The 25889-nt window shown below is 63.8% G+C and carries 26 protein-coding genes, 4 tRNA genes, 1 pseudogene and 1 other annotated feature; of the genes and pseudogenes, 14 read left to right on the top strand and 17 right to left on the bottom strand.

Annotated elements, in window-relative coordinates; all coding sequences use genetic code 11:
* Positions 1 to 275 precede the first annotated feature (275 nt).
* The 3 genes from otsB (at position 276) to ACN2C7_RS10095 (ending at position 4411) form a co-directional block, all read left to right on the top strand.
* Positions 276 to 1049, top strand: coding sequence for a trehalose-phosphatase (gene otsB, locus ACN2C7_RS10105; protein ID WP_419316801.1), 774 nt, complete (start codon positions 276 to 278; stop codon positions 1047 to 1049).
* Complete coding sequence (gene otsA / locus ACN2C7_RS10100; protein ID WP_419316800.1) at positions 1046 to 2461, top strand: alpha,alpha-trehalose-phosphate synthase (UDP-forming); 1416 nt, start codon at positions 1046 to 1048, stop codon at positions 2459 to 2461. Before otsB ends, otsA begins: the two co-directional genes overlap by 4 nt.
* Positions 2462 to 2820: 359 nt before the next feature.
* Positions 2821 to 2874 (top strand) — a sequence feature (sul1 is cis-regulatory element that is thought to sense ions involved in sulfur or methionine metabolism; They are found in Alphaproteobacteria).
* Between the two features lie 52 nt (positions 2875 to 2926).
* Complete coding sequence (locus ACN2C7_RS10095; RefSeq protein ID WP_419316799.1) at positions 2927 to 4411, top strand: SulP family inorganic anion transporter; 1485 nt, start codon at positions 2927 to 2929, stop codon at positions 4409 to 4411.
* A 417-nt stretch (positions 4412 to 4828) separates the two neighbouring features.
* On the opposite strand, the gene ACN2C7_RS10090 is transcribed toward ACN2C7_RS10095, so the two are convergent.
* Positions 4829 to 5056, bottom strand: coding sequence for a hypothetical protein (locus ACN2C7_RS10090; RefSeq protein WP_419316798.1), 228 nt, complete (start codon positions 5054 to 5056; stop codon positions 4829 to 4831).
* A 91-nt stretch (positions 5057 to 5147) separates the two neighbouring features.
* Between ACN2C7_RS10090 and ACN2C7_RS10085 the strand changes: the two genes are divergently transcribed.
* The 9 genes and pseudogenes from ACN2C7_RS10085 to ACN2C7_RS10045 form a co-directional block, all read left to right on the top strand.
* Positions 5148 to 5360, top strand: coding sequence for a helix-turn-helix domain-containing protein (locus ACN2C7_RS10085; protein ID WP_419316797.1), 213 nt, complete (start codon positions 5148 to 5150; stop codon positions 5358 to 5360).
* A gap of 302 nt (positions 5361 to 5662) precedes the next feature.
* Positions 5663 to 6289 carry a hypothetical protein gene (locus ACN2C7_RS10080; protein WP_419316796.1) on the top strand — a complete coding sequence of 209 codons (627 nt, stop codon included), beginning with the start codon at positions 5663 to 5665 and terminating at the stop codon, positions 6287 to 6289.
* A 58-nt stretch (positions 6290 to 6347) separates the two neighbouring features.
* The gene (locus ACN2C7_RS10075) at positions 6348 to 6776 is read left to right on the top strand and encodes a hypothetical protein (protein WP_419316795.1); all 429 of its coding nucleotides are present in this window, start codon (positions 6348 to 6350) and stop codon (positions 6774 to 6776) included.
* Entirely contained in the window at positions 6686 to 7354 is a 669-nt protein-coding gene (locus ACN2C7_RS10070) for a Mu transposase C-terminal domain-containing protein (RefSeq protein ID WP_419316794.1), read from the top strand. The genes ACN2C7_RS10075 and ACN2C7_RS10070 overlap by 91 nt, the downstream gene beginning before the upstream one ends.
* Positions 7348 to 8283, top strand: a complete 936-nt coding sequence (locus tag ACN2C7_RS10065) for a TniB family NTP-binding protein (protein ID WP_419316793.1) — start codon at positions 7348 to 7350, stop codon at positions 8281 to 8283. Before ACN2C7_RS10070 ends, ACN2C7_RS10065 begins: the two co-directional genes overlap by 7 nt.
* Positions 8283 to 9404: a TniQ family protein gene (locus ACN2C7_RS10060; protein WP_419316792.1), complete on the top strand. Its 1122-nt coding sequence runs from the start codon at positions 8283 to 8285 to the stop codon at positions 9402 to 9404. Before ACN2C7_RS10065 ends, ACN2C7_RS10060 begins: the two co-directional genes overlap by 1 nt.
* 104 nt (positions 9405 to 9508) lie before the next feature.
* Positions 9509 to 9850: a hypothetical protein gene (locus ACN2C7_RS10055; RefSeq protein WP_419316791.1), complete on the top strand. Its 342-nt coding sequence runs from the start codon at positions 9509 to 9511 to the stop codon at positions 9848 to 9850.
* A gap of 103 nt (positions 9851 to 9953) precedes the next feature.
* Positions 9954 to 10949 carry a tyrosine-type recombinase/integrase gene (locus ACN2C7_RS10050; RefSeq protein WP_419316790.1) on the top strand — a complete coding sequence of 332 codons (996 nt, stop codon included), beginning with the start codon at positions 9954 to 9956 and terminating at the stop codon, positions 10947 to 10949.
* A gap of 199 nt (positions 10950 to 11148) precedes the next feature.
* Positions 11149 to 11374 (top strand): annotated as a pseudogene (locus tag ACN2C7_RS10045) (IS30 family transposase); the annotation flags it as partial.
* 151 nt (positions 11375 to 11525) lie between these two features.
* On the opposite strand, the gene ACN2C7_RS10040 reads toward ACN2C7_RS10045, so the two are convergent.
* The 13 genes from ACN2C7_RS10040 to ACN2C7_RS09980 form a co-directional block, all read right to left on the bottom strand.
* Positions 11526 to 11602 (bottom strand) — tRNA-Arg (locus ACN2C7_RS10040).
* Positions 11603 to 11629: 27 nt separating this feature from the next.
* The gene (locus ACN2C7_RS10035; RefSeq protein ID WP_419316789.1) at positions 11630 to 11935 is read right to left on the bottom strand and encodes an ETC complex I subunit; all 306 of its coding nucleotides are present in this window, start codon (positions 11933 to 11935) and stop codon (positions 11630 to 11632) included.
* 23 nt (positions 11936 to 11958) lie between these two features.
* Positions 11959 to 12035, bottom strand: a tRNA-Pro gene (locus ACN2C7_RS10030).
* 75 nt (positions 12036 to 12110) lie between these two features.
* Positions 12111 to 12590, bottom strand: a complete 480-nt coding sequence (locus ACN2C7_RS10025) for a DUF192 domain-containing protein (RefSeq protein WP_419316788.1) — start codon at positions 12588 to 12590, stop codon at positions 12111 to 12113.
* Positions 12591 to 12675: 85 nt separating this feature from the next.
* Positions 12676 to 13296: a stationary phase survival cold shock domain protein CspD gene (gene cspD / locus ACN2C7_RS10020; protein ID WP_419316787.1), complete on the bottom strand. Its 621-nt coding sequence runs from the start codon at positions 13294 to 13296 to the stop codon at positions 12676 to 12678.
* 196 nt (positions 13297 to 13492) lie between these two features.
* Positions 13493 to 13567, bottom strand: a tRNA-Glu gene (locus ACN2C7_RS10015).
* 57 nt (positions 13568 to 13624) lie between these two features.
* A tRNA-Glu gene (locus ACN2C7_RS10010) sits at positions 13625 to 13699 on the bottom strand.
* A gap of 118 nt (positions 13700 to 13817) precedes the next feature.
* Positions 13818 to 15626, bottom strand: a complete 1809-nt coding sequence (gene recJ / locus ACN2C7_RS10005) for a single-stranded-DNA-specific exonuclease RecJ (RefSeq protein WP_419316786.1) — start codon at positions 15624 to 15626, stop codon at positions 13818 to 13820.
* Between the two features lie 99 nt (positions 15627 to 15725).
* Entirely contained in the window at positions 15726 to 16694 is a 969-nt protein-coding gene (locus tag ACN2C7_RS10000; RefSeq protein WP_419316785.1) for a class 1 fructose-bisphosphatase, read from the bottom strand.
* Between the two features lie 60 nt (positions 16695 to 16754).
* A complete protein-coding gene (gene glpX, locus ACN2C7_RS09995; protein WP_419316784.1) occupies positions 16755 to 17708 on the bottom strand; it encodes a class II fructose-bisphosphatase in 954 nt (317 codons plus the stop codon).
* Positions 17709 to 17759: 51 nt separating this feature from the next.
* A complete protein-coding gene (locus tag ACN2C7_RS09990) occupies positions 17760 to 19049 on the bottom strand; it encodes a homoserine dehydrogenase (protein WP_419316783.1) in 1290 nt (429 codons plus the stop codon).
* 28 nt (positions 19050 to 19077) lie between these two features.
* Positions 19078 to 20298: an LL-diaminopimelate aminotransferase gene (locus tag ACN2C7_RS09985; RefSeq protein WP_419316782.1), complete on the bottom strand. Its 1221-nt coding sequence runs from the start codon at positions 20296 to 20298 to the stop codon at positions 19078 to 19080.
* A gap of 110 nt (positions 20299 to 20408) precedes the next feature.
* Complete coding sequence (locus tag ACN2C7_RS09980; protein ID WP_419316780.1) at positions 20409 to 20816, bottom strand: hypothetical protein; 408 nt, start codon at positions 20814 to 20816, stop codon at positions 20409 to 20411.
* A gap of 320 nt (positions 20817 to 21136) precedes the next feature.
* On the opposite strand from ACN2C7_RS09980, the gene ACN2C7_RS09975 reads away from it, so the two are divergent.
* Entirely contained in the window at positions 21137 to 22942 is a 1806-nt protein-coding gene (locus ACN2C7_RS09975; RefSeq protein WP_419316779.1) for a class I poly(R)-hydroxyalkanoic acid synthase, read from the top strand.
* A gap of 69 nt (positions 22943 to 23011) precedes the next feature.
* Positions 23012 to 23626: a DUF1287 domain-containing protein gene (locus ACN2C7_RS09970; protein WP_419316778.1), complete on the top strand. Its 615-nt coding sequence runs from the start codon at positions 23012 to 23014 to the stop codon at positions 23624 to 23626.
* A gap of 51 nt (positions 23627 to 23677) precedes the next feature.
* Here the strand turns inward: ACN2C7_RS09970 and argC are convergent, their stop codons facing one another.
* The 3 genes from argC to rplM form a co-directional block, all read right to left on the bottom strand.
* Positions 23678 to 24625, bottom strand: a complete 948-nt coding sequence (gene argC / locus ACN2C7_RS09965; protein ID WP_419316777.1) for an N-acetyl-gamma-glutamyl-phosphate reductase — start codon at positions 24623 to 24625, stop codon at positions 23678 to 23680.
* Positions 24626 to 24772: 147 nt separating this feature from the next.
* Positions 24773 to 25246, bottom strand: coding sequence for a 30S ribosomal protein S9 (gene rpsI, locus ACN2C7_RS09960; protein WP_419316776.1), 474 nt, complete (start codon positions 25244 to 25246; stop codon positions 24773 to 24775).
* Positions 25247 to 25249: 3 nt separating this feature from the next.
* The gene (gene rplM / locus ACN2C7_RS09955; protein WP_035047832.1) at positions 25250 to 25723 is read right to left on the bottom strand and encodes a 50S ribosomal protein L13; all 474 of its coding nucleotides are present in this window, start codon (positions 25721 to 25723) and stop codon (positions 25250 to 25252) included.
* Positions 25724 to 25889: the final 166 nt, after the last annotated feature.

Genomic DNA, 25889 nt, shown 5'->3' with positions numbered 1-25889 from the left:
CGACGGCCGATCCATCATCTGGAGACCTACCGCGCCGCGCACGGCGCCGAACTTGGCAAGGGGCTACACATGAGACCACCGATCCGACAAGGCGAGCTTCGCCTTCCACGCGGCCGTCGCGCGACACCGCGCCGCCGAGCCACAAGGCCGCGCTGCCTCTGACACCCTCCATTCGCCGCGACGGCTGAGCCCGTCGCCACCGCCGTCAGCCCAGGCCGGCGCGATGAAGTCCTGCGCCCGACGCCCCTCTGTCGGACGCCGCCATGGAGTTTGCCATGACCGCCCAGATTCTTGCCTTTCCCGACCCCTTGCCGTGTCCGCCGCCGCTCGATCCCGTCGGTTGCGCGCTGTTTCTCGACCTTGACGGCGTTCTGGCGCCCATCGTCGCGCGCCCTACCGATGTGGGGCCAGACAGGCGGCGCACCGCCATCTTGCGCGGCCTGTCCGAGAGGCTGGGCCGGCGCCTGGCGATCGTCAGCGGCCGGACGCTGGCCGAGGTGTCCGCCATCACCGAAGACGCTGTGTCGGCCGTCGCCGGCGTCCATGGCCTGCAACGGCGCACCGTACTGGGCGACGAGATCAACGCCGTCCCCGATCCTGGTCTGGACGACGCCGTGGCGGTGTTCAAGGCGCTAGCCCGCGCCCAACCGGAACTGCTGGTCGAGGAGAAGGGCCTAAGCGTGGCGCTGCACTATCGGGCGCATCCCGCCGCCTGCGAGGCGGTGCGCGAGGTCGCCCGCCGTCTGGAGGCGGCCACTCGCCTGGTTCTGCAGGAGGGCGATATGGTCGCCGAGCTGCGCACCGCCGGCGCCGACAAGGGCCAGGCCATCCATGCCTTCATGGCCGAATGGCCTTTCACGGGCGCGCGTCCAATCTTCGTGGGCGACGATCTGACCGACGAAGACGGATTCATGGCCGCCGCCGCCGCGGGCGGCTACGGCGTTCTGGTCGGCTCCCCTGGCCGCCAGACCTTGGCGCGCTATCGCCTGGCCGATGTGCCCGCCGTTCTCGATTGGCTTGAGGCGGCGATCACGGACCAGACGTCATGAGCCGGCTGATCGTCGTCTCCAACCGGGTCAACCCGCCCAGCGACGCCGGGGTCGGCACGGCTGGCGGGCTGGCCATGGCCCTGGCCGCGGCTTTGCGGGAGTATTCCGGCGTCTGGTTTGGCTGGAGCGGCGAGATCACCGACGCCTTCACCGGCCAGATTTCCATGCAGAGGGTCGGCGGGGTGACCGTGGCCCTGGTCGATCTGGAGGAGCAGGATCGCGAGGAATATTATGACGGTTACGCCAACCGCACGCTTTGGCCGCTGTTTCATTCCCGCACCGACCTGGCGGCCTATGAGCGCTCGTTTGGCGAAGGCTATCAACGGGTCAACAGGCGCTTTGCCGAGACTCTGGCGCCGTTGATCGGCCCCGGTGATCTTGTCTGGATTCACGACTACCACCTGATCCCGCTGGCCGAAGAACTGCGACGGTTGGGCGTGACCAACCGCATCGGCTTCTTCCTGCACATTCCCTGGCCGGGGCGGCGACTGCTGACCACCTTGCCCCAGCATCGGCAGCTGGTGGAATCGTTGCTGGCCTATGATGTGGTCGGCTTCCAGACACGCGACGCCCTGGAGGCGTTCAGCGACTATGTCGGCCGCGAACTGGAGCTGACGATCGACGATGGCGTCATCGAAGCCGACGGTCGTCGCACGCGCATCGGGGCCTTCCCGATCGGGATCGAGGCGGCGGCGTTCGCCGATCTGGCGCGGGGCGAGGCGGCTCAGGCGACGTTCGCGCGCGTCAGGCTCAGTCAGACGGGCCGCAAGATGATCGTCGGCGTCGATCGTCTCGACTATTCCAAGGGCCTGGAGGAGCGTTTCCTGGCCTATGAGCAATTGCTGGCCGATCACCCGGACTGGGCTGAGCGGGTGTTCTTGCTGCAGATCGCCACGCCCAGCCGCGACGCGGTCCAGGCCTACCAGGAGATACGGGCTCGGCTGGACGGCGTGTCAGGGCGCATCAACGGCGCCTACGCCACGGTCGATTGGGTGCCGATCCGCTACGTGAACCGCACCCATCGCCGCGACGAGTTGGCCGGGGTCTATCGCGCGGCACATGTCGGTCTCGTCACGCCGCTGCGCGACGGGATGAATCTGGTGGCCAAGGAATATGTCGCCGCGCAGGACCCCGACGACCCGGGCGTTCTGGTGCTGTCGCGGTACGCCGGTGCGGCCGAGCAGATGGAAGACGCCCTGATCGTCAATCCGTTCAGCCGCGAGGAAACCTCCGAAGCGCTCGAAGTGGCCTTGGCCATGCCCCGTGCGGAGCGGGTCGCGCGCTGGACCAGATTGATGGACGGCGTCGTGCGCGACGATGTCGCCGCCTGGCGTGATCGCTTCGTTTCAGCGCTGCAGGGCGATGCCGCCGTCGTGACCCACAGGGACGACGACAATCGAAAAGCATCGTGATACGATCTATAGGTTGATCATGGATCGATGCGAGCGGCCGTCAGAGCCGCCGCTGGGAGGAGACGCGCCATGAAACGCGGTCATATGGGCCAGGTCCCGCTCGAAGTCATCCTTGTCGGCCTGGCCGCGTTCGTCTGCTTGGCGCTTATGTCCCTTCGGCTAACGGGCTGAATGCCGAGCGGTCAATCGCCGCCAGAAGAGAGTTCCAGTGCCAGATACCGGTTGGGAAAACGCGCTCGAAGCCATCATTGCTTTCCTCCCGCAGCCGCCCGGATCAACGCAACTGGTATCCATGGCTGGCGCAGCTGGTGATGCTCGCTTGCATTGACTGGCGCATTGCGCCATCAGCAGCGCGTCACTAAGGACCCGGCCAGATCGGGTGGCTACCCCGGGCGCCGATCCCTCGGGAAACCGAACGGACTTGAGCGCGCGCGCCAGGTTCGCGAGCGACAGACTGAAATCCCAATGACCCTACTTGCTTCGGCGCGTCAGCAATGGCTGGCCAATCCGCGCCGTGATCTGTTGGCGGGCACGGTCGTGGCCTTGGCCCTGATCCCGGAGGCCATCGCCTTCTCGATCATCGCGGGCGTCGATCCGGCCGTCGGCCTCTATGCCTCGTTCATCATCGCCGTGACCATCGCCTTGGTCGGCGGACGGCCGGCCATGATCTCGGCGGCCACCGGCGCCATGGCGCTGCTCATGGTCACGCTGGTGCGCGATCACGGGCTGGAATATCTGTTCGCGGCCTCCCTGCTGTGCGGGGTGATCCAAATCATCGTCGGCCTGCTCAAGCTGGGCCGCTATATCAAGTTCGTCTCCAAGAGCGTGATGACGGGCTTCGTCAACTCGTTGGCGATCCTGATCTTCCTGGCCCAGATGCCCGAGCTGATCGGAGCGAACCTGCAGACCTTCGCCATGGTCGGGGCGGGCCTGGCGATCATCTATGGCTTCCCGCTGATCACCAAGGCGGTCCCTGCGCCCCTGGTGGCGATCATCGCGTTGAGCGCCTTTGCGATCTTTACCGGCCTTGACGTCCGCACCGTGGGCGACATGGGCCAGATGCCTTCGACCCTGCCGGCCTTCCATCTGCCAGCCGTGCCGCTGACCTGGGAGACGCTGAGGATCATCGGGCCGATTGCGGCGACCCTGGCCTTCGTCGGCCTGCTGGAATCCTTGCTGACGGCCAACCTGCTGGACGACATCACCGACACCCCGTCCGACAAGGATCGCGAGACGCGCGGCCAAGGCATTGCCAATATCGTCGCGTCGCTGTTTGGCGGCATGGCCGGCTGCGCCATGATCGGTCAGTCGATCATCAATGTGACTTCAGGCGCGCGGGGTCGGCTATCGACCCTGTGGGCGGGCCTCTTCCTGCTGTTCCTGATCCTGGTGCTGCAGGACTGGGTCGCCAGGATTCCCATGGCGGCCTTGGTCGCCGTGATGATCATGGTCTCGGTGGGAACCTTTGACTGGAAGTCGGTGCTGAACCTGCGCTCCACGCCGGTTCAATCGTCGATCGTCATGGTCGCCACCACCCTGACCGTGGTCTTCACCCACGACCTATCCAAGGGCGTGGTGCTGGGCGTGATCCTCTCGGCGATCTTCTTCATGCGCAAGGTGGGCAAGACCATCGCCGTGACCGAGGTCGAGACGCCGGAAGAGGGCGTGCTGCGCTATCGTGTCGCCGGCCAACTCTTCTTCGCCTCGGCCGATCTCTTCGCCGCCAGCTTCGAGCATCACGGCCATCCGACCCGCGTCGAGATTGACATGACGGATGCGCACCTGTGGGATCTCACCGGCGTGGCGGCCGTCGACAAGGTGGTGTTCCGCTATCGTCGCCAAGGCGCCCAGGTCGAGGTCATCGGCATGAACGCGGCGGGGCAGACCCTGGTGGACAAGCTCGGCAAGTCCGACAAGAGTCACCTGCCGAGCGGCGAGGCCGCCCACTGACCGCCCGTGGCTAGGTGACGGATGGCGAAGCGAACGTCGTGTTTCTGGAGCTGCGCTCGAGTCCGCTACTGGCGCATTGCGCGCGCAATCGGCTGGGGGACGGTTCCGACGATCAGCCCGCCGACGATGATCGCCGGTTCAGGTTTACAAGGACGATGATCGCCGGCCAGGCCGCAGCCTCGCCGCCTCGCCGCCTCGCAGCCTCGCCGCCTCCAAGCCAAAACTCGGGAGGCTGGGTGATCGGATGGGGCTCGTGGCTGTGGTGATAACTGGCCAAGTTAATCGGCGCTGTCGCTCTGCGCTGAGCTGGGACCCGGTGGAATGACCGCTGCCCGATCAGGTGACGACGCCTTGCAAGAGGCGAGGTCCAGACTGAGTTGCCAGTTGAATGGCCGAGCATCGATCCGGCCTCTAAACTCAGGTTGCGAGAACATCATCAATCACGCCCACAAGAGCATTCAAAACGCGTTGTCGCGCATCAGCCCGCTCTGACGCTTCTTCGCTGGCGCGCACAATCTCAAGCATTGAATGGTTGAAAATCGCGATGTGGACATCAACGCGGGATTGACGTTCTCCGCCGCTGACCGAGTCGACGACAGCGTCGATCAGAGCCGTAACCCTTATCGCGGGCGCATCCCTGTCCATTTCTGCGTTCTCAACGAGGTGCACACAAAGAGTGTGAAAATCACACTCATCATGTGTAGAGCGCCGGCGCGTTCGCCGCAACGTTTGCGGTGTGGCGGATGCAGACCTCATCAAATTTGGACAGACGATTCGTCGTCTGCGAGCAGGGCTTCAGCTTAGCCAAGAAGAGCTGGCTGACCGCTCCGGGCTTCATCGCAACTATATCGGCGGCGTAGAGCGCGGTGAGCGCAACGCATCTCTGAAGGCGATCTTTGCGTTGGCCCGAGGGTTGCAATGCAAAGTCAGCGCGCTTTTCGAAACCTAGGCCGCCGCCTAACACCAACGCGATGAGGCTGGCGGTATGAGCCAGTGGCGAGGATCTCCTGCGCCTAGAGGCGCCGACAGGCGCATAATCAAACAGCCAAAACACAATGAAATATAGATTTTCCGAGAGCGGCTAAGACCAAAAATACGCGGTCTATTGGGGCCAATATACAACATGCAATATAGGGCATCTAATCTCCGATAAGATCGGCAGGAGAATCCACGCCTTGACTCCACAATAAACTTCTGGATTACTCTGAGTAACTGGAACTCTCGTGTTCTACATTCAGGAAGGGATCGCTCGTGACCACTTCTGTCGTGACAGATCGAAGGAAAATTCAGGCTGAAAAGCAATTTTCAATCGCCGCCGCGCTGCGCCCCCTAATTGATCAAAATATACATTCGAGCGCTGCAATGTTGGATATTTCAGAACGTCTCGATATTCCGCTACGAACACTTTATACTAAGCGAAAGAAACTTTCCGAAGGCCTGCTCATGACCTCGGCGCTAGCGCCGCAGAAGCCTGGGCCTAAGCCCGGATTTGGCAGATATGCCGAGGATGTGGAGGATGCAATCGCCCGCGTGATCAAACGCGAAGGGCTCACCCGCCAAAACCTTCAGCCAGCCAAGCTTCTGCGAGCGGTGGAAGACGAGTGTCGGATTTGGGAAATCCCGCGAACAAGGTGGCCGAAGATAAAGGGCCTTAAGGCGCGCCTCGCGCGTATAGAGCCACGTGAGTGGGCTCTGCGCACCCGGGGCGAACGCGCCGCCGAACCTTACACAGCAACGCCGGGTGAATTCCCACAGACAACGCGGCCTAATGAGTGTTGGCTGATCGACCACACCCCCGTGGATCTCATCCTTCTCGATCGCCGAACCCGCATGCCCCTCGGGCGACCTACGGCGACACTTTTTGATCGATGCATATAGTCGAGCAATACCTGGATACTACCTCAGCCTAGAACCGCCCTCCGTTATGCAATCGGCAATGGCGATGCTGCATGCGATTATGCCGAAGGATGACTGGCTAGCTGAGATGAGACTAAGCCACAGCTGGCCAGTGCACGGCCTACCCGAACGACTGCATGCGGATAACGCCAAGGAATTTGGATCAACGGCGCTGGGACGGGGCTGCTCCCAATTCCAGATTGTGAAAACCCACCGCCCGCCAGGCAAGCCGCGCTATGGCGCGCTCATCGAGCGCTTCATAGGCACGATGATGGGTGAGGTTCACGTCCTCCCCGGCACCACATTCTCGAATGTCGCCCTGAAGGGTGACTATGACAGCGACAAACATGCGGAAATGACGCTGGATGAATTTGACCGATGGTTTGCGCTGCAAATCATCGAGTATCACGCGAAGGGACACAGCGGCATTGGCGGCTTTTCGCCGCTCTCCAAATGGGTTTCGCAATGACGACTCCCTTTGTTCCCAGAGCTGTAAATTCACAGCAACGCGCGCTGTTTCAACTGGCTTTTATGCCCGGAGACTCTAGGAAGCTCCGCCCCACCGGCATCCATATTTTCCGGCTCCGTTACTGGGCAGATTGGCTCTGCGCCGACGTCGCTAACGGGCGGGGTCAGTTGGAGGTTCGGTACGATCCCCGCGACATATCGTGCATTTATGTGGAAGATCAGACGGAGACTTGGCAGCCGGTCTTTTTGTTCAGGCCGCAGCAGCCTTTCAGCCTGCGTGAGCATCAGGCCATCTTGAGGGAGCTTGATGCAAAGGCTGCCAACTCTGTCGATGAGGAGGTCATTCATCAGGCCCGTCTAGACAGCCAGGCGCAACGTGCCGATTCAAGCCGTAAGACACGCGCGGCGCGGCGACAGAAAGAGCAAGCCGAAAGGGGCTACGAACAATCTGCGGAGCTGACGCGGAGCCTTGTAAGTGACCCGCCTCCCGCCCAGGTCGCGGGTGTCGGCACTGGCTTGGCGCTGCTATCTAAGGCCCTGCCAGACCTCGTCGATTATTTCGAGGTCGAGATATGGTGACCGCGAACGCCGTCAAGTCTGGCACCCCTTCGTTCCCGGCGATATTGGCAGCCGATGAAGACGCGCGAATAATCTACATAAAGCGGGATAGGTGGATATCGCATCCCCAAGCAGACCGCGCCATCCGGCGAATGCGCCTGACGGTCACGGGCGAACCCTCACTCCGCCCTCGCTGCGTCCTTGTATGGGGGCCATCGAATGTTGGGAAAACAGCTACCTATAAAGCGTTCGCCAAGCCATATGCGGCAGCGGCGCACTTCGACCCGGAGGAGGGGGTCTTTCATCCGTCAATTCTAGAAGTGGAGTGCCCAGCCGAAGCTGACGAAGCTAGGCTGTTTGACACGTTGCTTGAGAAATTAGAGCCGTTTACCAGCTCATCCCGAGGCCTAGTTGGCTCAAGCCTTCGCGTCGTACATCGTGAAGCATATCGGGCGTTGGAAGATGCAGCTCCGATGGCGCTCTCGATTGACAACCTGAACAACTTCGCAGCCTTCCGCGGCGCTGGCCAAACTACGACGCTCAACACGCTTCGCCGATTAAGCTCGGTCCGCCGACTTCCCTTAATTATCATGGGCACAGAAGCAGTTCACTCAATTCTGAGAACTGACAAGCAGTTCCTCGAGCGTTTTTCTTTTATCCGCTTAAAGGGATTATCCTACGACGAATTCGTGATCTTTTCGAGAAGGCTGCTGTCGACCTATCCCTTGCGGAGATCAACAGCGATTGACGAGGAGGCGATGAAGTTTGTCTTCGAGGCTAGCGAAGGGATTATTGGGCGGGTCGTCATTCATCTGCGCGAGGCCGCGATATTCGCCATCGAAACCGGCCAGGAGGAAATCACCAACTCGATACTGCGATCGGACGAAGTGCTCGAAGCGCTCGAGGCGTTGAAGTTGGTCAAGGTCACCTCGTCGCGGGGGCACAAGTAATGCCAGTCCTCAATTTTGCGTCGCCACCATTTCCAGACGAGGCGATTTCATCATGGCTCGATCGGATCGCTGCTCGCTTTGGCGCCGGGCGCGACGAGTTGGCTGACTATCTTGGACTGGGCGATGGCGATCTCGACTACGATATGTCGCCCCGCGATCAGAAGGCGCTCGCACACGGCACCAGGTTGGCTCCAAGCGAGATTGCGCTGCTGCCCATCCGTCATCGCACCCCTTGGATAGGTGTTGAGGATCTTGTCGAGCCGGACATCGAAACCGGGGTGAGGGGGCTGATATGCCCTCGCTGTCTTGAGGAGGACGAGGCTGCAGGGCGGCACCAATATGTTCGCTCGCAATGGCTTGACGTTTGGTCGGTGCGCTGTCGGGTTCACGGCTGCGCGCTCCAGAACTTCGAAGACGCTGATCTCTACGCTCGTCAAACCGGTCCGCGCCGTGTTCGCCTAACGGGCCTTTTTGAGCAAACTCGAGGGCCCGAGCGCCGGCGACGTCTCAAACCGGTGCGCGCGGCCGGTATCTCCGTGCCGTGCGAACTTACTGCTTTGGAGCTTGCCATCGAACGCGCACGTCAAGGTTCGCCCTTCGATCCAAATCTATGGAGTTTGGGGAGGTCATGGCCGGCAGCGCGCAGTGCCCTTTGCGATTTAAGTGACCTTCTGCTGACGCGTTCGCGCTTATCCGGGAGGCCAATTCTGGCGACTTGGTTTGATCGTCCTGATGATCTTCTCCCAGCGGCCTTCACATGCGGAGCGCCGCGCAGGGGGGCCTTGGGCGCTCTACTCGCGCCGTGGCGCGTGCGAGTACTGGCTGGCGTCGCGGTGCTCGCGGCGCGCCCTGACAAATTCCTTTCGTCCGCGTTGCATGGATACGGTCCGAATCATCTGCTCGAGCTCCAAGGTATTTCAACCAAGCTGGCCGACAAGCTTCCCAACCTGGTGCGGGTCGCCGCGCGAGACCCCCTTGGCATGTTGCTATGCGCCGCGACGCCCAAGGAAATCGAAAGGCTAGCGAGCAGATCAATCTACTGGCCAAGGCCGCTGCGCGACCGGATGGCAAGCGCAGCCGCGATGGCGCTCGCCGGCGCCGGCGACCTGGCAGATATGTGACGCCGCCGGACGTCGGCTTCGTTTGACATGTCCTGCCGATCTGCGATTCTACTGCGAGCTTTTATCTCTAAGCCTCTGAGATATCAAAGGATCGCGCATAGATTATGTCTTCCATCTCCATCGCTGACGTGAACCCGCCGCAGAATGTAACGGCGCGAATGCCGAGGCCTTATCATGACGAGATGAAGCAGCGCGCCGTCCGTTGGGGACTGCGGGTCAATGACTACTACGTCCAAGTGATCGAGGCCTTTGTCTCAGACGAACTGCCTCAGCGGCAACATCTATATGCGACTCCCAGCTTTGCCGTTCCGATCAGTGTCCCGATGCCGACGGCGTTCGTTGAGCGCGTGCGCAGTGCTGCCAAGGCCAAGGGTGCCACGATGAACGAACTCGTCATCACAGCGGTGGCGCTTCACCTGAAGACCAATGCGACCACCAGCGCGTGAGTGGCGAAAATCGTGCCGGCGATCACCATACATAATGTCCTTTATGTGCGGTGATCGAGCAGCCGAAACGCGGGCAGGGCGCTCGCGCGATTTCAGGTGAGCAATGGACACGGATGCGCACCCGGAGGAAGCTCGCGCCGTCAGCAGCCTGAAGTCAGCCCCGATCTTTGCCGTCCCCGCCATCGTAGCCGGGACCAGCGACGACGCGGGGGAACGCTTCCTGGAATTTTTCGCGGCCACAATTCGCAACGGCAACACGCGCGACGCCTACATGCGAGCGGTCGAGCATTTCCTCGCCTGGCGTGGCGTAGTGACATTAGCGTCACTGGGCGACATCCGGCCATTGCACATCGCTGCATATATAGAAGAGTGTCAGGGTCTGTTTTCAGCGCCAACAGTCAAGCTGCGCTTGGCGGGTTTACGAAGCTTGTTCGACTGGCTGGTCCGCAATGGAGTACTGGCCAGCAACCCCGCCACCTCTGTGCGTGGACCCAGCCATGATGTGCTGCGCGGCAAAACGCCGATCCTCACCGCTGATGAAGCCAAACGCCTGATCGCAAGCATCCCAGACGATACGCCCGTGGGCCTGCGTGACCGGGCGTTGATCGCGTTGATGACATACAGCTTTGCCCGGGTGTCTGCGGCCACCGGCATGAACGTCGAAGACCTATTGCAAACGGCCGGCCGATCATGGGTTCGACTGCACGAGAAGCGCGGCAAGGTTCACGAATTGCCGGTTCATCACAAGCTGCTTGATCACCTGGATGCATATCTCGCCGTCGCCGGCCATCGCGATCAGTCAAAGGCACCACTGTTCCGCACAGCGCGCGGGCGCTCGGGCCAGCTGGGGTTACGGCGCCTCAGTCGACACGACGCCTATGCTATGGTCCGAAGGAGAGCTTTGGCGGCGGGCGTGGCGCCTAAGATAGGCAATCACTCATTCCGCGGCACCGGGATCACGACTTTTTTGCTGAATGAAGGCGCCCAGGAGCTTGCGCAGGAGATGGCCAACCATTCCAGCCCGCGCACCACCAAACTCTACGATCGCAGGCGCGATGGCATCACCCAGGACGCTATCGAGCGGATACGCATTGAGTAGCTGCAATGACCGTATCAGCCCGGTGCCAGCATCTTGGACCGTTGCCAACATTTCGGCGCGCGTGTTCAGCGCGGAATTTGGCATTGCCAGCATCTTGGTCACCTCAGACATAAGCCGGAACTATCTGATATATTTCCAATAATACTAATTAGGCGAGTAACTCTTGCGGCCATTGGGAGTGCGCTCTGCTGGAGCTCCGCAAGGCGCGGTCGAGAACACCAATGGCCGTCAGCAGTCTGCGGCGCTTCTTATCCAGCGACACTGACTTGGCGTTGATTGCACCGGAGAAGCTGCTGGAGCTATCCGCGCGGCTCGATCGAACCCCGCGAAAGTGTCTCGGATATCGCACACCTGAAAACAGGCTTGCCGAGCAGATCTCAGCGGCGGCTGGCGCACGGGCGATGAGCGGGCTCTGCGCTAGGTGATAGCTTCGCCGCCCGCCCGTCGCCCGATTGCTATTGCTGCACAACCCTAACGTGACGGGAGATCCCCTCCCCGTCATCCTGCCCAGGCCCTTCACCGCACTTCAGCTAGGCCCCACACCGTCATCTAACCTTGCGCGCTCTGGGGTCGGAATGGCGCGCCCTGCTGGATTCGAACCAGCGACCGCTCGCTTAGAAGGCGAGTGCTCTATCCAACTGAGCTAAGGGCGCGAACCGGAAAGCCTCGGTGCGCGGACGCTAGTGCGTCCAGGGCTGTCTGCGGCCGGCCGCGAAATTGTCGGCATAGGCCTTGATAATGCGCTTGGGAGTCTTGGGCTCGAACAGCTGGAAAGCCAGGCCATTATGCTGGGCGTAGGCCACCGCTTCCTCGCGGGTTTCGAAGGTCAGGCGAACCTGCCCATTCATGTCGCTCGACTGGGTCCAGCCCATCAGGGGATCTGAACGGAGCGCCGAAGCGGGTTCAAATTCCAGAACCCAGTCCTTCGTCTTGGCCTTGCCGGACTGCATGGCGGTCTTGGCGGGGCGATAGATGCGGGCCAGCATGAACCTCTCCAGTCTTTAGCCGATGGTCGGAGCGGCAGGATTCGAACCTGCGACCCTCTGGTCCCAAACCAGATGCGCTACCAGGCTGCGCTACGCTCCGACACATCGGCAGGGGCGTGCTCTACAAGGGTTCGTCGTCCGGATCAAACGGGAACGGCAACAATCGCAGAACCGATCAGTTTTTCGGGAAGATCCGGTGCAGGACCTTGTCGCCGGGCAGGATGCCAAGCTGCGCCGCGCGGCCGCCGGCAATCTCCAGCACGCCCAGGATCGGACCACCCGAAGGCAATGGCATTTCGTTGTGGGGCTGAGCGTTGCGGACGATCGACAGCACACGTCCGTTGGGCGCGATGTAGATGATGTCCAGCGGGATGAGCGTGTTCTTCATCCAGAACGCGGCGGGCTGCGGCCTGGCATAGGTGAAGAGCATGCCGCGATCAGCCGCCAGGGCCTTGCGGAACATCAGCCCCCGTTGCTGTTCGGCATGCGTCGCGGCGATCTCGACCTGAAAGCGCGCGCGTCCTTTGGCGGTCAGGATCTCCACGGCCTCGAGCTTGCTTGCGGGCTTGGCGACAGCGACCTCGCTCGCCAGCAGCGCGCCAGCCAGCAGCGCCGTCAGCACCGCCCTTCGTCCCGGTTCGCAGATTACCGCCACTTACAATCCTCGCTCGCCATTGCGCTGGACTCGCAGCCTAGCGCCACGGGCCCAGCGAAGGAATGGCAGGCCTGGATGGCCAAAGTCAGGCGTCGCCCGGCGTGATCTCGGCCACGACCAGGCCCTTGGGCCCCTTGGCGAAGCGCACCAGGACGTCATCGCCGGGCTGGAGGTCTTCCAGGCCCCCGCGGCGCAGGGTCTCGATGTGGACGAAGATGTCGCCGGGTTCGGCGTCGCGCACGACGAAGCCGTAGCCCTTGGTGCGGTTGAACCATTTGACCTTGGCGTGCTCGGCCGGCCCTTCGGGGGTGAGGGCCAGACGCCCGCCGCCGCTGTCCAGCCCGGAACGGAACCCGCTGCCCAGTCCGTCACGCTCACGGCGCGGCGCGGCGTCGGCGAAGGTACGGCGCGGCCGCTCAAGAGCCGAAGGCGCCGAACTCTCGTCGAGATCGACCACCTCACTGACCTGCCACCCCTTGGGGCGGCGCACCACGTCACAGACGATCACAGCGCCCTCAAGCGCTGTTTCCCGGCCGCAATTACGCAGCGAGGTCACGTGAAGAAGCACGTCCTTGAGGCCGGTCTGACCAGGATCATCTGGAACGATGAACCCGTAACCCTTGCCAACATCGAACCATTTTACGCGTCCGCTGATCCGCACGAGGTCTTCGTGCGCACCCACGGTGTCGAAATCGTAACCAGACATTCCGCCCCTCTGGCTCGCCCAATCAGCCCAACGGGACGAGCGCCACAAGAATAACACTGTTCTCGCGTTAGGAGAGCCGTCAATGGTGAATTCGCGTCAAGCACGCGCGCACAGCAGCTGCGCGACATTTCGTCGCAGCAATTTTCTGGCAACAATCCTGAAATGCAGCCACAGGCATCGCCAATGCAGCTTTTGGTGGTAGTCCCTAGGGGAGTCGAACCCCTCTCTCCAGAATGAAAATCTGGCGTCCTAACCGATAGACGAAGGGACCACATCGCCATCCAGGGATGATGACATCGTCGGTAGTCGAATTTGAAAGCCTCGCGGGTGGTAGTCCCTAGGGGAGTCGAACCCCTCTCTCCAGAATGAAAATCTGGCGTCCTAACCGATAGACGAAGGGACCACGGCCCCGCGAGGAAGCGGGTGTATAGCCGCGCCGTTTGGGGCGCGCAACCCGCTGGGAAGCATTTTTTCCGTTCACCCACAGACGGGGCGACAGCGCCCGAAAATGCTGTCGGCGATCAACAGGCGCGCGGGTCGGCGGCGTCCTCGATCTCCAGCTGAACGCCGTTGCGGCCATTGTAGTCGTCGGGCTTCAACTTGCCGGCGACATGGAGCGCGCCGCCGCCTGACAACAGCCGCCGACCCAGGTCGGTTTCGGCGCTACGCCAGGAAATCGCCTTCAGGCGCTCGCCGGTCGGGCCGACCAGATCCATCTTCACATGGCCGCCCTTCAGCGCCATCACCCGGTCGGCGCGAACGCCGGTCAGGGCGAACATCGGCTCGGGATTGCCCGGACCGAACGGCGCAAGGCGCTGGAAGTCTTCGTACAGCGCGCGGTCAGCGCCCTTGGGCTGGACCAGGGCGTCGATCTCGACGGCCTCGGGGCCTACAGCCTCCATCTCGCCAGCCAAGCGCTCTTCCAGAAAGGCGCGGAACTCGGGAATGGAATCTGGGCGAATCGACAGGCCCGCCGCCATGGCGTGACCGCCACCGGACATCAGCAGGCCTTGCTCGAACGCCGCTTGAATCGCCGCGCCCAGATTGACGCCGGGCTGCGACCGGCCCGACCCCTTGCCGACATTGGCCGCGCGATCGATGCCGATCACCACCACGGGTTTGCGATAGCGCTCACGCAGGCGCCCGGCGACGATGCCGATCACCCCAGGATGCCACCCCTCCCCCGCCACCACGATCACGGGCGCGTCCGGATTGAAATTGCTGCCACGCTCCAGCACGGCCGCGGCTTCCTCGACCACGCCGGCCTCAACGGCCTTGCGCTCGGTGTTGAGGGCGTCGAGCTCCTCGGCGAGCATCCGGGCTTCTTCGGGATCATCCGTGGACAAAAGGCGCGCGCCGAGGTCCGAACGACCGATCCGGCCGCCGGCATTGATGCGCGGCCCCAGAATAAAGCCGGCATGGAACACCGAAGCGGGCCCGGAGCCCTTGCCGACCTCAAACAGGGCCTTCAGGCCCGGATTGCCCCATTGGGACATGGTGCGCAGGCCAAGGGTCGTCAGGGCGCGATTAAAGCCGACCAGCTGGGTGACGTCGCAGACCTCGCCCATGGCCACCAGGTCCAGCCACTGGCGCGGATCGGGCTGCGGTCGCTCGTCGCTGAACAGGCCGCGCTTGCGAGCCTCGCGGTTGAGAGCCGTCAGCAGCACGAAGGTTACCCCGGCGGCGGCCAGAACCCCCTGCCCGCTCTGGCATCCCGGGCGGTTGGGATTGACCACGGCGGCAGCGGCCGGCGGGTCCTCGCGCATCAGGTGGTGATCGATCACGACCACCTCCAGTCCGATCGTGGCGGCGCTGGCGATGGCGTCATAGGCCGCCGCGCCGCAGTCTAGCGTCACGACCAGCTCGGCGCCGGTGTCGCGGATGGTCTTGAAGGCCGCCGGGCTGGGGCCATAGCCCTCGGTCAGGCGGTCGGGAATATAGATCGGCAGCTCGACGCCCATGTGGCGGAACCAGCGAACCAATTGAGCGGCGCTGGTGGCGCCGTCGACGTCATAGTCGGCGAACACCATGGTCGGCCGGCCCGCTTCCAGGGCGTCGATCAGGATCTCGGCGGCCCGGTCCATGTCGGTGAAGCTGGAAGGGTCGGGAAACAGCGCCTTCAGGGTCGGGCGCAGATAGTCCTCAGCCCCATCGACACCCACGCCCCGCGCCGCCAGGGCGCGCGCCAGGGGCTCGGAAAGGCCGTGGACCTGCTGATGGCTGCGCGCCGCCGCAGGATCGCCCGGGCGCTCGCGCCAGGCCCGGCCGCTCAGCGAGCGCGCGACGCCCAGGAAGGCGTCCTGCTCGATAGGCGCATGACCGTCGGCCATGGCTAGACGATCCTGAGCTTGGATGTGGTGCGCATCGGACGAGACTATCCGTTTCCGGGGATTCGCTCCATGCGCCCCGGCGGCGTCAGTCGCGGTCGCTTAGCTCGCCGAGACCCGATCAACCTCGTTGGCCGAGCCCAGCACCACCGGTACGCGCTGATGCAGTTTGGTGGGTTGCAGGTCGAGGATGGCCGTCTTGCCGTCGGTCGCCTTGCCGCCCGCGCGCTCGACGATCAGGGCCATGGGATTGGCCTCATACAGCAGGCGCAGCTTGCCGGGCTTGTCAGGCTCGCGGGCGTCCCACGGGTACATGAAGATGCCGCCGCGCATCAGGATGCGGTGGACGTCGGCCACCATCGAGGCCACCCAGCGCATGTTGAAATTCTTGCCGCGCGGACCGTCCTTGCCCTGCAGGCAGCCGTCGATATAGCGGCGCACGGGCTGCGCCCAATGGCGCTGGTTGGACATGTTGATCGCGAACTCGGCGGTGTCGGCGCCGATCGCCACGGTCTCGTGGGTCAGCAGCCAGGCGCCCTCGGCGCTCATCGTGAAGCCGAACACGCCCTTCGAAAGGGTCAGGACCAGCATGGTCTGCGGGCCATAGACCACATAGCCGGCGGCGACCTGCTGGCGGCCTGGCAGCAGGAAGTCGGCTTCGGTCGCCTCGCGCCCGGCCGGGGCCGGCAGGATCGAGAAGATCGTTCCAACCGAGACGTTGACGTCGATATTGCTGGAGCCGTCCAGGGGATCGAAGGTGACCAGGAAGCCGCCCGCGCGGCCGGTGGTCTCGATCTCTTCCAGCTCTTCGGAGGCCAGGCCCGCCACGGCCGGACAAGCCTTCAGGGCGTCGCGCAGGATGTCATTGGTGATGATGTCGAGCTTCTTCTGCTCTTCGTCCTGCACGTTGATCTGCCCCGCCGCGCCCAGGCTGCCGGAGATGGCGCCAGAGGCCACCACCCTGCTGATCTGAACGCAGGCGGCGGCGATCACGGCGACCACGTCCTTGACCGCATCGTCGGCGGCCTGCTCGGCGGCCAGGTGGTCGGCGAGGGTTTTCAACGTGGTCATTCAGGGTCTCGAAAAGTTTGAAGGATTCGCCGCGACCTTAGACGCTGGCCCGTGACGATCCTACACCCGGCGCTTCATTCGCACTTCGCGGACCGTGCCTGTCGAAGAGTTCATCACCAGGGTGTGCGTGTGCACGAAGCCGTCCCTGTAGGTGACCCCGTCCAGCAGATTGCCCCAGGTGACGCCCGTGGCCGCGAAGATGGCGTCGGCGCGGACGATGTCGTGAAGGTCGTACTTCCTGTCGAGCTCGGTAATGCCCCACTTGGCGGCGCGGGCCTTTTCATCGCTGTTGCGGAACAGCAGACGGCCCTGGAACTGACCGCCGACGCATTTCAGCGCCGCGCAGGCCAGCACACCCTCGGGCGCTCCGCCGGAGCCGACATAGAGATCGATGCCGGTCGAGGGATCGGTCGTGTTGATCACCCCGGCCACGTCGCCGTCGGTGATCAGATAGACCCGCGCGCCGACCGAGCGGACGCTGGCGATGATCTCGGCATGACGCGGACGGTCCAGCACGCAGACGGTGATGTGAGACGGATCGACGCCCTTGGCGGCGGCGATGGCCTGCACGTTCTCGGCAGGCGTGCGGTCCAGATCGATCACCCCGGCCGGCAGGCCAGGCCCGCAGGCGATCTTGTCCATATAGGTGTCGGGCGCGTTGAGCAGCGTGCCCTTGGGCGCCCAGGCCATCACGGCCAGGGCATTGGGCATGGCCTTGGCGGCCAGGGTCGTGCCTTCCAGAGGGTCCAGGGCGATGTCGATGGCCGGACCTTTGCCCGTGCCGACCTTCTCGCCGATATACAGCATGGGCGCCTCGTCGCGCTCGCCTTCGCCGATGACGATTTCGCCGTCGATGGCCAGTTCGTTCAGCGCGTTGCGCATGGCGTCGACGGCGGCCTGATCGGCGGCGATCTCGTCGCCGCGCCCGACCAGGGTCCATGACGCGATGGCGGCGGCTTCGGTAACGCGGACCGCGTCCAGGACCAGCGAGCGATCCAGGGTCTTAGAGCTCATCGACGTCTCCCAGCCTTGTCAGGCTAAATTCTCAGCCGCTTTTCGCGGTTCTCAGATGCGCGCGACGCGCAAAAGGCGCGGTCGCTCTAGCACAGCGCGCAATTTTTCGATGCGGCTAATCGCGTCGAGGAGATTGGATTCCGGAGTCGCATGAGTAACGAGCACGATCGGCACGCCGCCCGCACCCTCGACGGGCTTTTGCAGGAAGCTGTCGATAGAGACTCCGCATTCGGCCAGGGTTTCGGAGATGGCGGCGATGGCGCCCGGCTCGTCGCGGACCATGATCCGCAGATAGGCCTTGCCCACCGTGCGGCTGGGATCGACGGCGATGAACGGCTTGAGGTTTCCGGCCGGAGCCTGGAACACGGGACGCACGGCGCCGGTCATCACATCGGCGATGTCGGCGGCCACGGCGGCGGCGGTCGGTCCCGCGCCGGCGCCGGGGCCCTGCACAAAGATCCGGCCAACACGACGCCCCTCGATGAACAGGGCGTTGAGCGCCCCACCCGCCTGGGCCAGCGGATGCTCCAGCGGGGCGAGCGACGGGTGCACTTTCACCGCCACCCCGTGATCGGTGCGCGAGGCGGAGGCGACCAGCTTGATCCGGTAGCCCAGATCCTTGGCCAGCTTGATGTCGAGCAACTCGACCGCCTCGATGCCCTCGATCTCGGCGGCCGCGAAGTTGGGCGCACAACCAAAGGCCAGGGCCGCCAGGATGGTGATCTTGTGACCGGCGTCGAAACCGCCAACATCCATGGTCGGATCGGCCTCGGCATAGCCCAGGGCCTGAGCCTCGCGCAGCACGTCGGCGAACGAGCGACCAGTCTTCTCCATCTCGCTGAGGATGAAGTTGCAGGTGCCGTTGAGAATGCCGGCCACGGAGTCGATGTCGTCGCCGACCAAAGCCTCGCGCATCATTTTCACGGCCGGCACGCCGCCCATGACCGCCGCCTCGAACAGCAGTGGCACGCCCTGCGCTTCCGCAAGGGCCGCCAGTTCGGCCCCATGCTCGGCGATCAGGGCCTTGTTGGCGGTGACCACCGGCTTTCCGGCCTTCAGAGCCGTCTCGACTGCGGCCTTGGCCGGGCCGTCCGAACCGCCGACCAGTTCGACGAACAGGTCGATATCCGGCGATCCGGCCAGGGCGACGGGATCGTCAAACCACGTCAGGCCCGAGATGTCGGTCGTGCGCGGCCGCGACCGCGACCGCGCCGAGACGGCGGTGACGATGGCGCGGTCACCGGCGGGCGCGAAGTCGGGGCGCTCGGCCAGGAACTGCAGAAGGCCACCGCCAACCGTACCGAGACCGGCGACGCCGACGCGCCAGGTTTTTTTCGTCATCTTCGAATCCTACTCGCGAAGCCCGTCCCTAGACCGGCTCCACCGAATTGTGATGCTTGGCCAGGATGGCGTCGGCGTTGGTGATGAATTTCTTCACGTTGCGCGCGGCCTGACGGATGCGGTGCTCGTTTTCGACCAGACCGATGCGGACGTAGCCCTCACCATACTCACCAAAGCCGACGCCGGGAGCCACGGCGACGCCGGCCTCCTCGATCAGCAGCTTGGAGAACACCATCGAGCCGGCCTCGCGATAGGCCTCGGGGATCTTGGCCCAGGCGAACATAGAGGCGGGCGGATTGGGGATGTCCCAGCCGGCGCGGGCCATCGAGGACACCAGCGTGTCGCGACGCGCCTTGTAGATGCCCCGGATCTCGTCGACGCAGTCCTGCGGGCCGTTCAGGGCGGCGGCGGCGGCGACCTGCACGGGGGTGTAGGCGCCGTAGTCCAGATAGGACTTCACCCGGGCCAGGGCGGCGCAGATGCGGGCGTTGCCGACCACCATGCCCACGCGCCAGCCGGCCATGGCGTAGGTCTTCGACAGCGAGTTGACCTCGACGGCGATGTCCTTGGCGCCATTGACTTGCAGGATCGACGGCGGCGGATTGTTCTCGAAATAGATCTCGCCATAGGCGACGTCGCTGATCACCAGCAGGTCGTGTTTTTTGGCCAGGGCGACGGCGTCCTTGTAGAACTCCAGGTCCACCGACTGGGCAGTCGGGTTGGACGGATAGGACAGGATCAGCACGCTGGGCGGCGGCACCGAGTGCTTCACCGCGCGGCTGATGTTGGAGAGGTAGTCCTCGGGCGTCAGGGCCGGCACGTGGCGAATGACGCCGCCGGCCATGATGAAACCGAAGGCGTGGATCGGATAGGCGGGGTTTGGACAGATGATCACGTCACCCGGCGCCGTCAGGGCCTGGGCCAGGTTGGCGAAGCCTTCCTTCGAGCCCAGGGTCGAGATGACCTCGGTGTCGGGGTTCAGCTTCACGCCGAAGCGGCGGTCATAATAGCCCGCCATGGCGCGACGCAGGCCGGGAATGCCCTTGGAGGCCGAGTAGCGGCCAGCCTTGGGATCACGGGCCGTCTCGATCAGCTTGTCGACAATGTGCTGCGGCGTCGGCATGTCGGGATTGCCCATGCCGAAGTCGATGATGTCCGTCCCCTCGGCGCGCAGGCGCGCCTTGATCTTGTTGACCTCTTCGAAAACGTAGGGCGGCAGGCGGCGGATGCGATGAAAATCGGTGGTCATTTTAGGGCTCTATGCGCCGCTTCGGCGCTTCGGGAGCAAAAGTCGGGCATGGATAGACCCCAAGCGGGGCCTCGCCAAGCCAGTTCAAGGAAGATTATGCCTTCGCCGGCCTATTTGGGCTGCGGCGAAGGCGCGCTAGCTCGGCCACGCGCCGCCGCTGCGAAGGCTTCGGTCTCGGCGCGATCGGCGTCGGTGGGCGCGCCAAAGTCGGGCGCCTTGGCGGCCGCGCGCGCGCGGGCGGCGTAGCCCTCGGTGTCGGTCAGCTGGAAGGTTTCCGGCGCTGCGTCACGACGCAGCTTGGCGGCGGCGCGCTGTTCGGCCTCCACCACAGCCTTGATCCGGGCCGGTCCGCGCACATCGGTGGGGACGGCGGGAATATCGGCGAAAGAGGGACGACGGCCCTTGTGGCGCGCGGCGGCGAGGGTCGCCTCAGCGATCGGCGAAGACGGATCGACCTTGGCCGCCTTGAACGGCGAGGCGCAGCCCGACACGGTCAGAGCCGTGAGACCGATTAGCACGCCGAGACGTGCGATTTTGCCTGTTGCGCCGTTCATCTTGTCTCCGGTCTTATGCGATGATCGCGACGAACAAAAGGCCGCGCGCGTCGGCAAGCTGACGAGACGGTAGAAAAGAAGCGGGAAGAACCAGCATGGTTACGGCGAAAACACCCCCAAAGCCGCGCAAGGCCGCTGCTTCCAAGGCGAAAACGGCCTCTGCCAAGCCCAAGACTGTCGCCAAGCCTTCAGTCCCGCCGCCCGAACGCCCCCCGCATCAGGACGCGCCCAGGCCTCAAGACGAATCGACCCGAGCCAACGCGGCTTCTCCAATCCCGCCATCGATGCCCAGCTTGGATGCGAGGATGTCGCCCGATCAGCGTCAGATGCTGGAGACACTGTCGGCCAATCTGGCCCGCGCCGCTGTGACCGCCCAAGGCGCCATTGCCGAGGCAGCCCTGCGCCAGGCCGATCGTCCAGCCGCACTGAACGCTGACCCGTTCCACGTCGCCCCGGCCATGAATGAGGTGATGTCCCGCCTGGCCGCCCAGCCCGACCGCATGCTGCGCGCCCAGGCCGATCTTTTTGGCCGCTACATGGATCTGTGGCAGTCGGCCGCCCGTCGCGCCGCTGGCGAAGACATCAAGCCCGTCGTGACCCCCGCCAGCGGCGACAAGCGGTTCAACGATCCCGACTGGGCGTCCAACCCCATGTTCGACATGATGAAGCAGTCGTACCTGCTGACCTCGAACTGGCTGAACGGCCTGGTGTCCGGGGTCGAGGGGGTCGATCCGGCTTCGAAGCGTCGGGTTGAATTCTTCACCAAGATGCTGACCGACGCCTTCTCACCGTCGAACTTCCTGATCTCCAACCCCGCCGCCCTGCGCGAGGTGATGCAGACCAATGGCGAGAGCCTGGTGCGAGGCATGGAGAATTTCGCCGCCGACCTCGATCGCGGCGGCGGCCAGCTGGCCATCAGCCAGACCGACCTGGAGAAATTCAAGGTCGGCGAGAACGTCGCCACCGCCCCTGGCAAGGTGGTCTACCAGAACGACATCCTGCAACTGCTGCAGTTCGATCCGACCACGGAGCAGGTACACGAGATCCCCCTGCTGATTTTCCCGCCGTGGATCAACAAGTTCTACATCATGGACCTGCGGGTCGAGAATTCGATGATCCGCTGGCTGACCGGTCAGGGCTTCACGGTGTTCGTCACCTCGTGGGTCAATCCCGACGCCAAGCTCGCCGCCAAGACCTTCGAGGACTACATGCTGGAGGGCATCTATGACGCCACCCAGCAGGTGATGACCCAGACCGGAGTCGATAGGGTCAACACCGTCGGCTATTGCATCGGCGGCACCCTGCTGTCCTGCGCCCTGGCCCACATGGCCGCCAGGGGCGACAAGCGGATCAATTCGGCGACGTTCTTTGCGGCCCAGCAGGACTTCGCCGAGGCGGGCGACCTGCTGCTGTTCACCAATGAGGAATGGCTACAGTCGATCGAGCAGCAGATGGACGCGACGGGCGGCTTCCTGCCCAGCCAGTCGATGGCCGACACCTTCAACGCCCTGCGCGGCAACGACCTCATCTGGTCGTTCTTCATCAGCAACTATCTGATGGGCAAGGAGCCCCGCCCCTTCGACCTGCTGTTCTGGAACGCCGACCAGACCCGCATGCCCAAGTCGCTGCACATGTTCTATCTGCGCAACTTCTACAAGGACAACGCCCTGACCACCGGCGCCCTGACCTTGGGCGGCGAGAAGCTGGACCTGTCCAAAGTCGGGATCCCGATCTATGTCCAGTCGTCCAAGGATGACCACATCGCCCCCTATCGCAGCGTCTATCGTGGCGCGCGGGCTTTTGGCGGACCGGTGACCTTCACCATGGCCGGCTCAGGCCACATTGCCGGCGTGATCAATCACCCCGACGCCAAGAAGTACCAGCACTGGACCAATGACACCCTGCCCGGCTCGGTCGAGGGCTGGATCTCGGGCGCTCAGGAGCATCCGGGCTCGTGGTGGCCGCACTGGGCTGAGTGGCTGCGCGCCAAGTCCGGCCCGCTGGTCCCGGCCCGCGACCCGGCCAAGGGCAAGCTCAAGCCGATCGAGGACGCCCCTGGCAGTTATGTGCGCGTGAGATCCGACGCCTGATCGTTGATCACATATTCGCCGGACGGCGTTCGCCCAAAACTTGCCCGGATCGTGGTGGAGCTTCCCGCCATGTCCACGATCAGCCGCCGAACGACCCTGGGAGTGATTCTCGCCGCGCCGGCGTTTGGCGCGACTGCGGCGACGCGCGACGGCAGGGATCTGGCCATAGCGGCGCGCGAGCAGATCGGAGTGACCAAGGCCTATGACGCCAGCTATCGGGCTATCGCCTATCCGCTAGGCGACGTGCTGCGCACCACCGGCGTCTGCGCCGACGTGCTGGTCCGCGCCGCCCGCGACGCTTGGCAGATCGACCTGCAGCAGCGGGTCCACGAGGACATGGCCCGAAACTTCGACGCCTACCCCTCGCGCAGAACCTGGGGCCTCAAGAGGCCGGATTCCAATATCGATCACCGTCGGGTACTGAACCTGGAAACCTATCTGCAGCGCCAGGGCGCCCTGCTGAGCCGAACAACGCGACGAGCGGCGGGCGATAGCTTCGACGAACCTCGCCCCGGCGACATCCTCACCTGGCGGGTATGGGGCGAGCGCCCTCACCTCGGCATCGTGGCGCGCGGCCCCGACAGCGCGCGTGTGGTGCACAATATCGGCGTCGGAACCAAGGAGGAGCCGCTGTGGATGTTCAAGCTCCACGCGGCCGTGGCGCACTATCGCTGGCGAGGCTGAGCCTAAACGTCAGACCTGATCAGGAAGTGCTGGCCTCGCCGGCGCGACGGATCAAAGACCCGCCGCCTCCTCCAGGCCAAGCGCCAGGTTGAGATTCTGTACCGCTGCGCCGGACGCGCCCTTGCCCAGGTTGTCGAGCAGGGCCACCAGTCGGGCCTGACCGCTGGTATCGGAACCGAACACGAAGATCTTCAGGCGATTGGTGCCGTTCAGGCCTTCCGGATCCAGGGTGGTCATCACCTTGGCCTCGTCCAAAGACGCGACTTGGACAAACTGCTCGCCCCGGTAGTGGGCGGCGAAGGCTGCATGAATGTCGTGCAGGCAGCGGCCGTCTTCCAGCGTCGCCAGGTGCAGCGGCAATTCCACCAGCATGCCCTGGGCGTATCGGCCCACTGCGGGGGTGAAGATCGGCCGGGTCAGCAGGCCGCCGTGCTTCTGGATCTCGGGCACATGCTTGTGCGACAGGCCCATGGCGTAGATCCGGTACGGGACCTTGGTGTAGTTCGGCGCGGTTTCGTCCTCGAACTCGGCGATCATCGCCTTGCCGCCGCCGGTATAGCCCGACACCGCATTGAACGAGATCGGCAGGTCTGCGGGCAGGATGCCGGCCGAGACCAGCGGCCGGGTCAAGGCAATGGCGCCGGTGGCGTAGCAGCCGGGGTTGGAAATCCGCTTCGCGGCGGCAATCTTGCCGCGCTGCTCGCGGTCGAGTTCCGCGAAGCCGTAGGCCCAGTCCCCCGCCGTGCGATAGGCCGTCGAGGCGTCGATCACCTTCACCGACGGATTTTCGATCAGGGCGACCGCCTCCTTGGAAGCCTCATCTGGGAGGCACAGGATCACGGCGTCGGCGCTGTTCAGCATCTCCGCCCGCGCGGTCGGGTCCTTGCGCTTGTCGGGATCGATAGAGATCAACTGGAGATCGGTGCGGCCGACCAGACGCTCGCGGATCTGCAGACCCGTAGTGCCGGCTTCGCCATCGATGAAGACCTTGGGCGTCATGCTGACTTCCGATCAATCCAGACAAAAAGCATTGGCGCGTGACGGGCGCCGAAACCGGCATCCACTTTCGGCTGCCACGCTAGGCGACAAAGAAAAAGGGCGCTCCGGTTTCCCGAAGCGCCCTTTTCCAAACGCGGTGAACCGCGTTTAGCGCTTCGAGAACTGGAAGCTACGACGGGCCTTGGCCTTGCCGTACTTCTTGCGCTCGACCACGCGGCTGTCGCGCGTCAGGAAGCCGTGCGGCTTCAGGACGGGACGCAGCGCGGGTTCATAGTAGGTCAGGGCCTTGGACAGGCCGTGGCGCACGGCGCCGGCTTGGCCCGAGAGGCCCGAGCCTTCAACGGTGACGACGACGTCGAACTGGCCCAGGCGGTCGGTGACCTGCAGGGGCTGAGCGATCATCATGCGCAGAACCGGACGGGCGAAGTAAACTTCTTGGTCGCGGCCGTTGATGGTGATGGTGCCCTTGCCGGGCTTGATCCAGACGCGAGCGATCGCGTTCTTGCGCTTGCCGGTCGCATAGGCGCGGCCCTGGGCGTCGATCTTCTGGACGGCCGGAGCGGCCGCTTCGGGGTTGCTGGACAGGCTGGCCAGCGCGTCAAAGCCTTGAGCTTCGGACATGACTTAGGCGCTCCGGGTGTTTTTGGCGTTGCGCGCAGCGAAATCGATCGCTTCCGGGCTCTGCGCTTGGTGCGGGTGCTCACCGTTGTTGTAGATGAGCAGGTGCGTCAGCTGCTTGCGGGCCAAGGGGCTTTCCTTGGGCAGCATGCGCTCGACGGCCTTTTCGAGGACGCGTTCCGGGAAGCGGCCTTCCAGCAGCTTGCGCGGGGTGGTCGACTTGACGCCGCCCGGGTGACCGGTGTGACGATAGTAGATCTTGTCGTCCATCTTCTTGCCGGTGAACTTCACCTTGTCGGCGTTGATCACGACGACGAAGTCGCCGCAGTCAACGTTGGGGGTGTAGTCGGGACGATGCTTGCCGCGAAGACGCATGGCGATGAACGTCGCCAGACGACCGACAACGGCGTCCTGGGCGTCGACCACGATCCACTTCTTCTCGACCTCGGCAGGCTTCAGAGAAGCCGTGGTCTTTTGCATGGGATTGATCCGTATTCCTTGTGCGTCTGGAGCCAAAGGAAACGGCTCCGTCTGCGTGAGGGGCGGCAGGTACAGGAGGGTTTGCGGCCTGTCAACAATGCGAACGCAAGAAACTCGACAAACCCTTACAGCACAAGGGTTTGCGTGATGCGGTATCATAATACCA

Origin of the sequence: Caulobacter sp. ErkDOM-E, from assembly GCF_048541895.1 — a bacterium.
Taxonomy (GTDB): domain Bacteria; phylum Pseudomonadota; class Alphaproteobacteria; order Caulobacterales; family Caulobacteraceae; genus Caulobacter.
Note: the sequence above shows the minus strand (reverse complement) of the source record. Positions and strands in the feature narration are given on the sequence as shown.

Bases quoted from the DNA above. Each gene is read 5' to 3' on its own strand.
- glpX (WP_419316784.1), bottom strand. From the start codon at position 17,708: ATGAGCTCTAAGACCCTGGATCGCTCGCTGGTCCTGGACGCGGTCCGC.
- ACN2C7_RS10055 (WP_419316791.1), top strand. From the start codon at position 9,509: ATGTCTTCCATCTCCATCGCTGACGTGAACCCGCCGCAGAATGTAACG.
- ACN2C7_RS10065 (WP_419316793.1), top strand. From the start codon at position 7,348: ATGGTGACCGCGAACGCCGTCAAGTCTGGCACCCCTTCGTTCCCGGCG.
- ACN2C7_RS10070 (WP_419316794.1), top strand. From the start codon at position 6,686: ATGGTTTGCGCTGCAAATCATCGAGTATCACGCGAAGGGACACAGCGG.
- otsB (WP_419316801.1), top strand. From the start codon at position 276: ATGACCGCCCAGATTCTTGCCTTTCCCGACCCCTTGCCGTGTCCGCCG.
- ACN2C7_RS09975 (WP_419316779.1), top strand. From the start codon at position 21,137: ATGCCCAGCTTGGATGCGAGGATGTCGCCCGATCAGCGTCAGATGCTG.
- rplM (WP_035047832.1), bottom strand. From the start codon at position 25,723: ATGCAAAAGACCACGGCTTCTCTGAAGCCTGCCGAGGTCGAGAAGAAG.
- ACN2C7_RS09990 (WP_419316783.1), bottom strand. From the start codon at position 19,049: ATGACGAAAAAAACCTGGCGCGTCGGCGTCGCCGGTCTCGGTACGGTT.
- ACN2C7_RS10095 (WP_419316799.1), top strand. From the start codon at position 2,927: ATGACCCTACTTGCTTCGGCGCGTCAGCAATGGCTGGCCAATCCGCGC.
- ACN2C7_RS10060 (WP_419316792.1), top strand. From the start codon at position 8,283: ATGCCAGTCCTCAATTTTGCGTCGCCACCATTTCCAGACGAGGCGATT.
- ACN2C7_RS09970 (WP_419316778.1), top strand. From the start codon at position 23,012: ATGTCCACGATCAGCCGCCGAACGACCCTGGGAGTGATTCTCGCCGCG.
- ACN2C7_RS09985 (WP_419316782.1), bottom strand. From the start codon at position 20,298: ATGACCACCGATTTTCATCGCATCCGCCGCCTGCCGCCCTACGTTTTC.
- cspD (WP_419316787.1), bottom strand. From the start codon at position 13,296: ATGTCTGGTTACGATTTCGACACCGTGGGTGCGCACGAAGACCTCGTG.
- ACN2C7_RS10000 (WP_419316785.1), bottom strand. From the start codon at position 16,694: ATGACCACGTTGAAAACCCTCGCCGACCACCTGGCCGCCGAGCAGGCC.
- ACN2C7_RS10075 (WP_419316795.1), top strand. From the start codon at position 6,348: ATGGCGATGCTGCATGCGATTATGCCGAAGGATGACTGGCTAGCTGAG.
- ACN2C7_RS10090 (WP_419316798.1), bottom strand. From the start codon at position 5,056: ATGGACAGGGATGCGCCCGCGATAAGGGTTACGGCTCTGATCGACGCT.
- rpsI (WP_419316776.1), bottom strand. From the start codon at position 25,246: ATGTCCGAAGCTCAAGGCTTTGACGCGCTGGCCAGCCTGTCCAGCAAC.
- ACN2C7_RS10050 (WP_419316790.1), top strand. From the start codon at position 9,954: ATGGACACGGATGCGCACCCGGAGGAAGCTCGCGCCGTCAGCAGCCTG.
- argC (WP_419316777.1), bottom strand. From the start codon at position 24,625: ATGACGCCCAAGGTCTTCATCGATGGCGAAGCCGGCACTACGGGTCTG.
- ACN2C7_RS10035 (WP_419316789.1), bottom strand. From the start codon at position 11,935: ATGCTGGCCCGCATCTATCGCCCCGCCAAGACCGCCATGCAGTCCGGC.
- recJ (WP_419316786.1), bottom strand. From the start codon at position 15,626: ATGGCCGACGGTCATGCGCCTATCGAGCAGGACGCCTTCCTGGGCGTC.
- otsA (WP_419316800.1), top strand. From the start codon at position 1,046: ATGAGCCGGCTGATCGTCGTCTCCAACCGGGTCAACCCGCCCAGCGAC.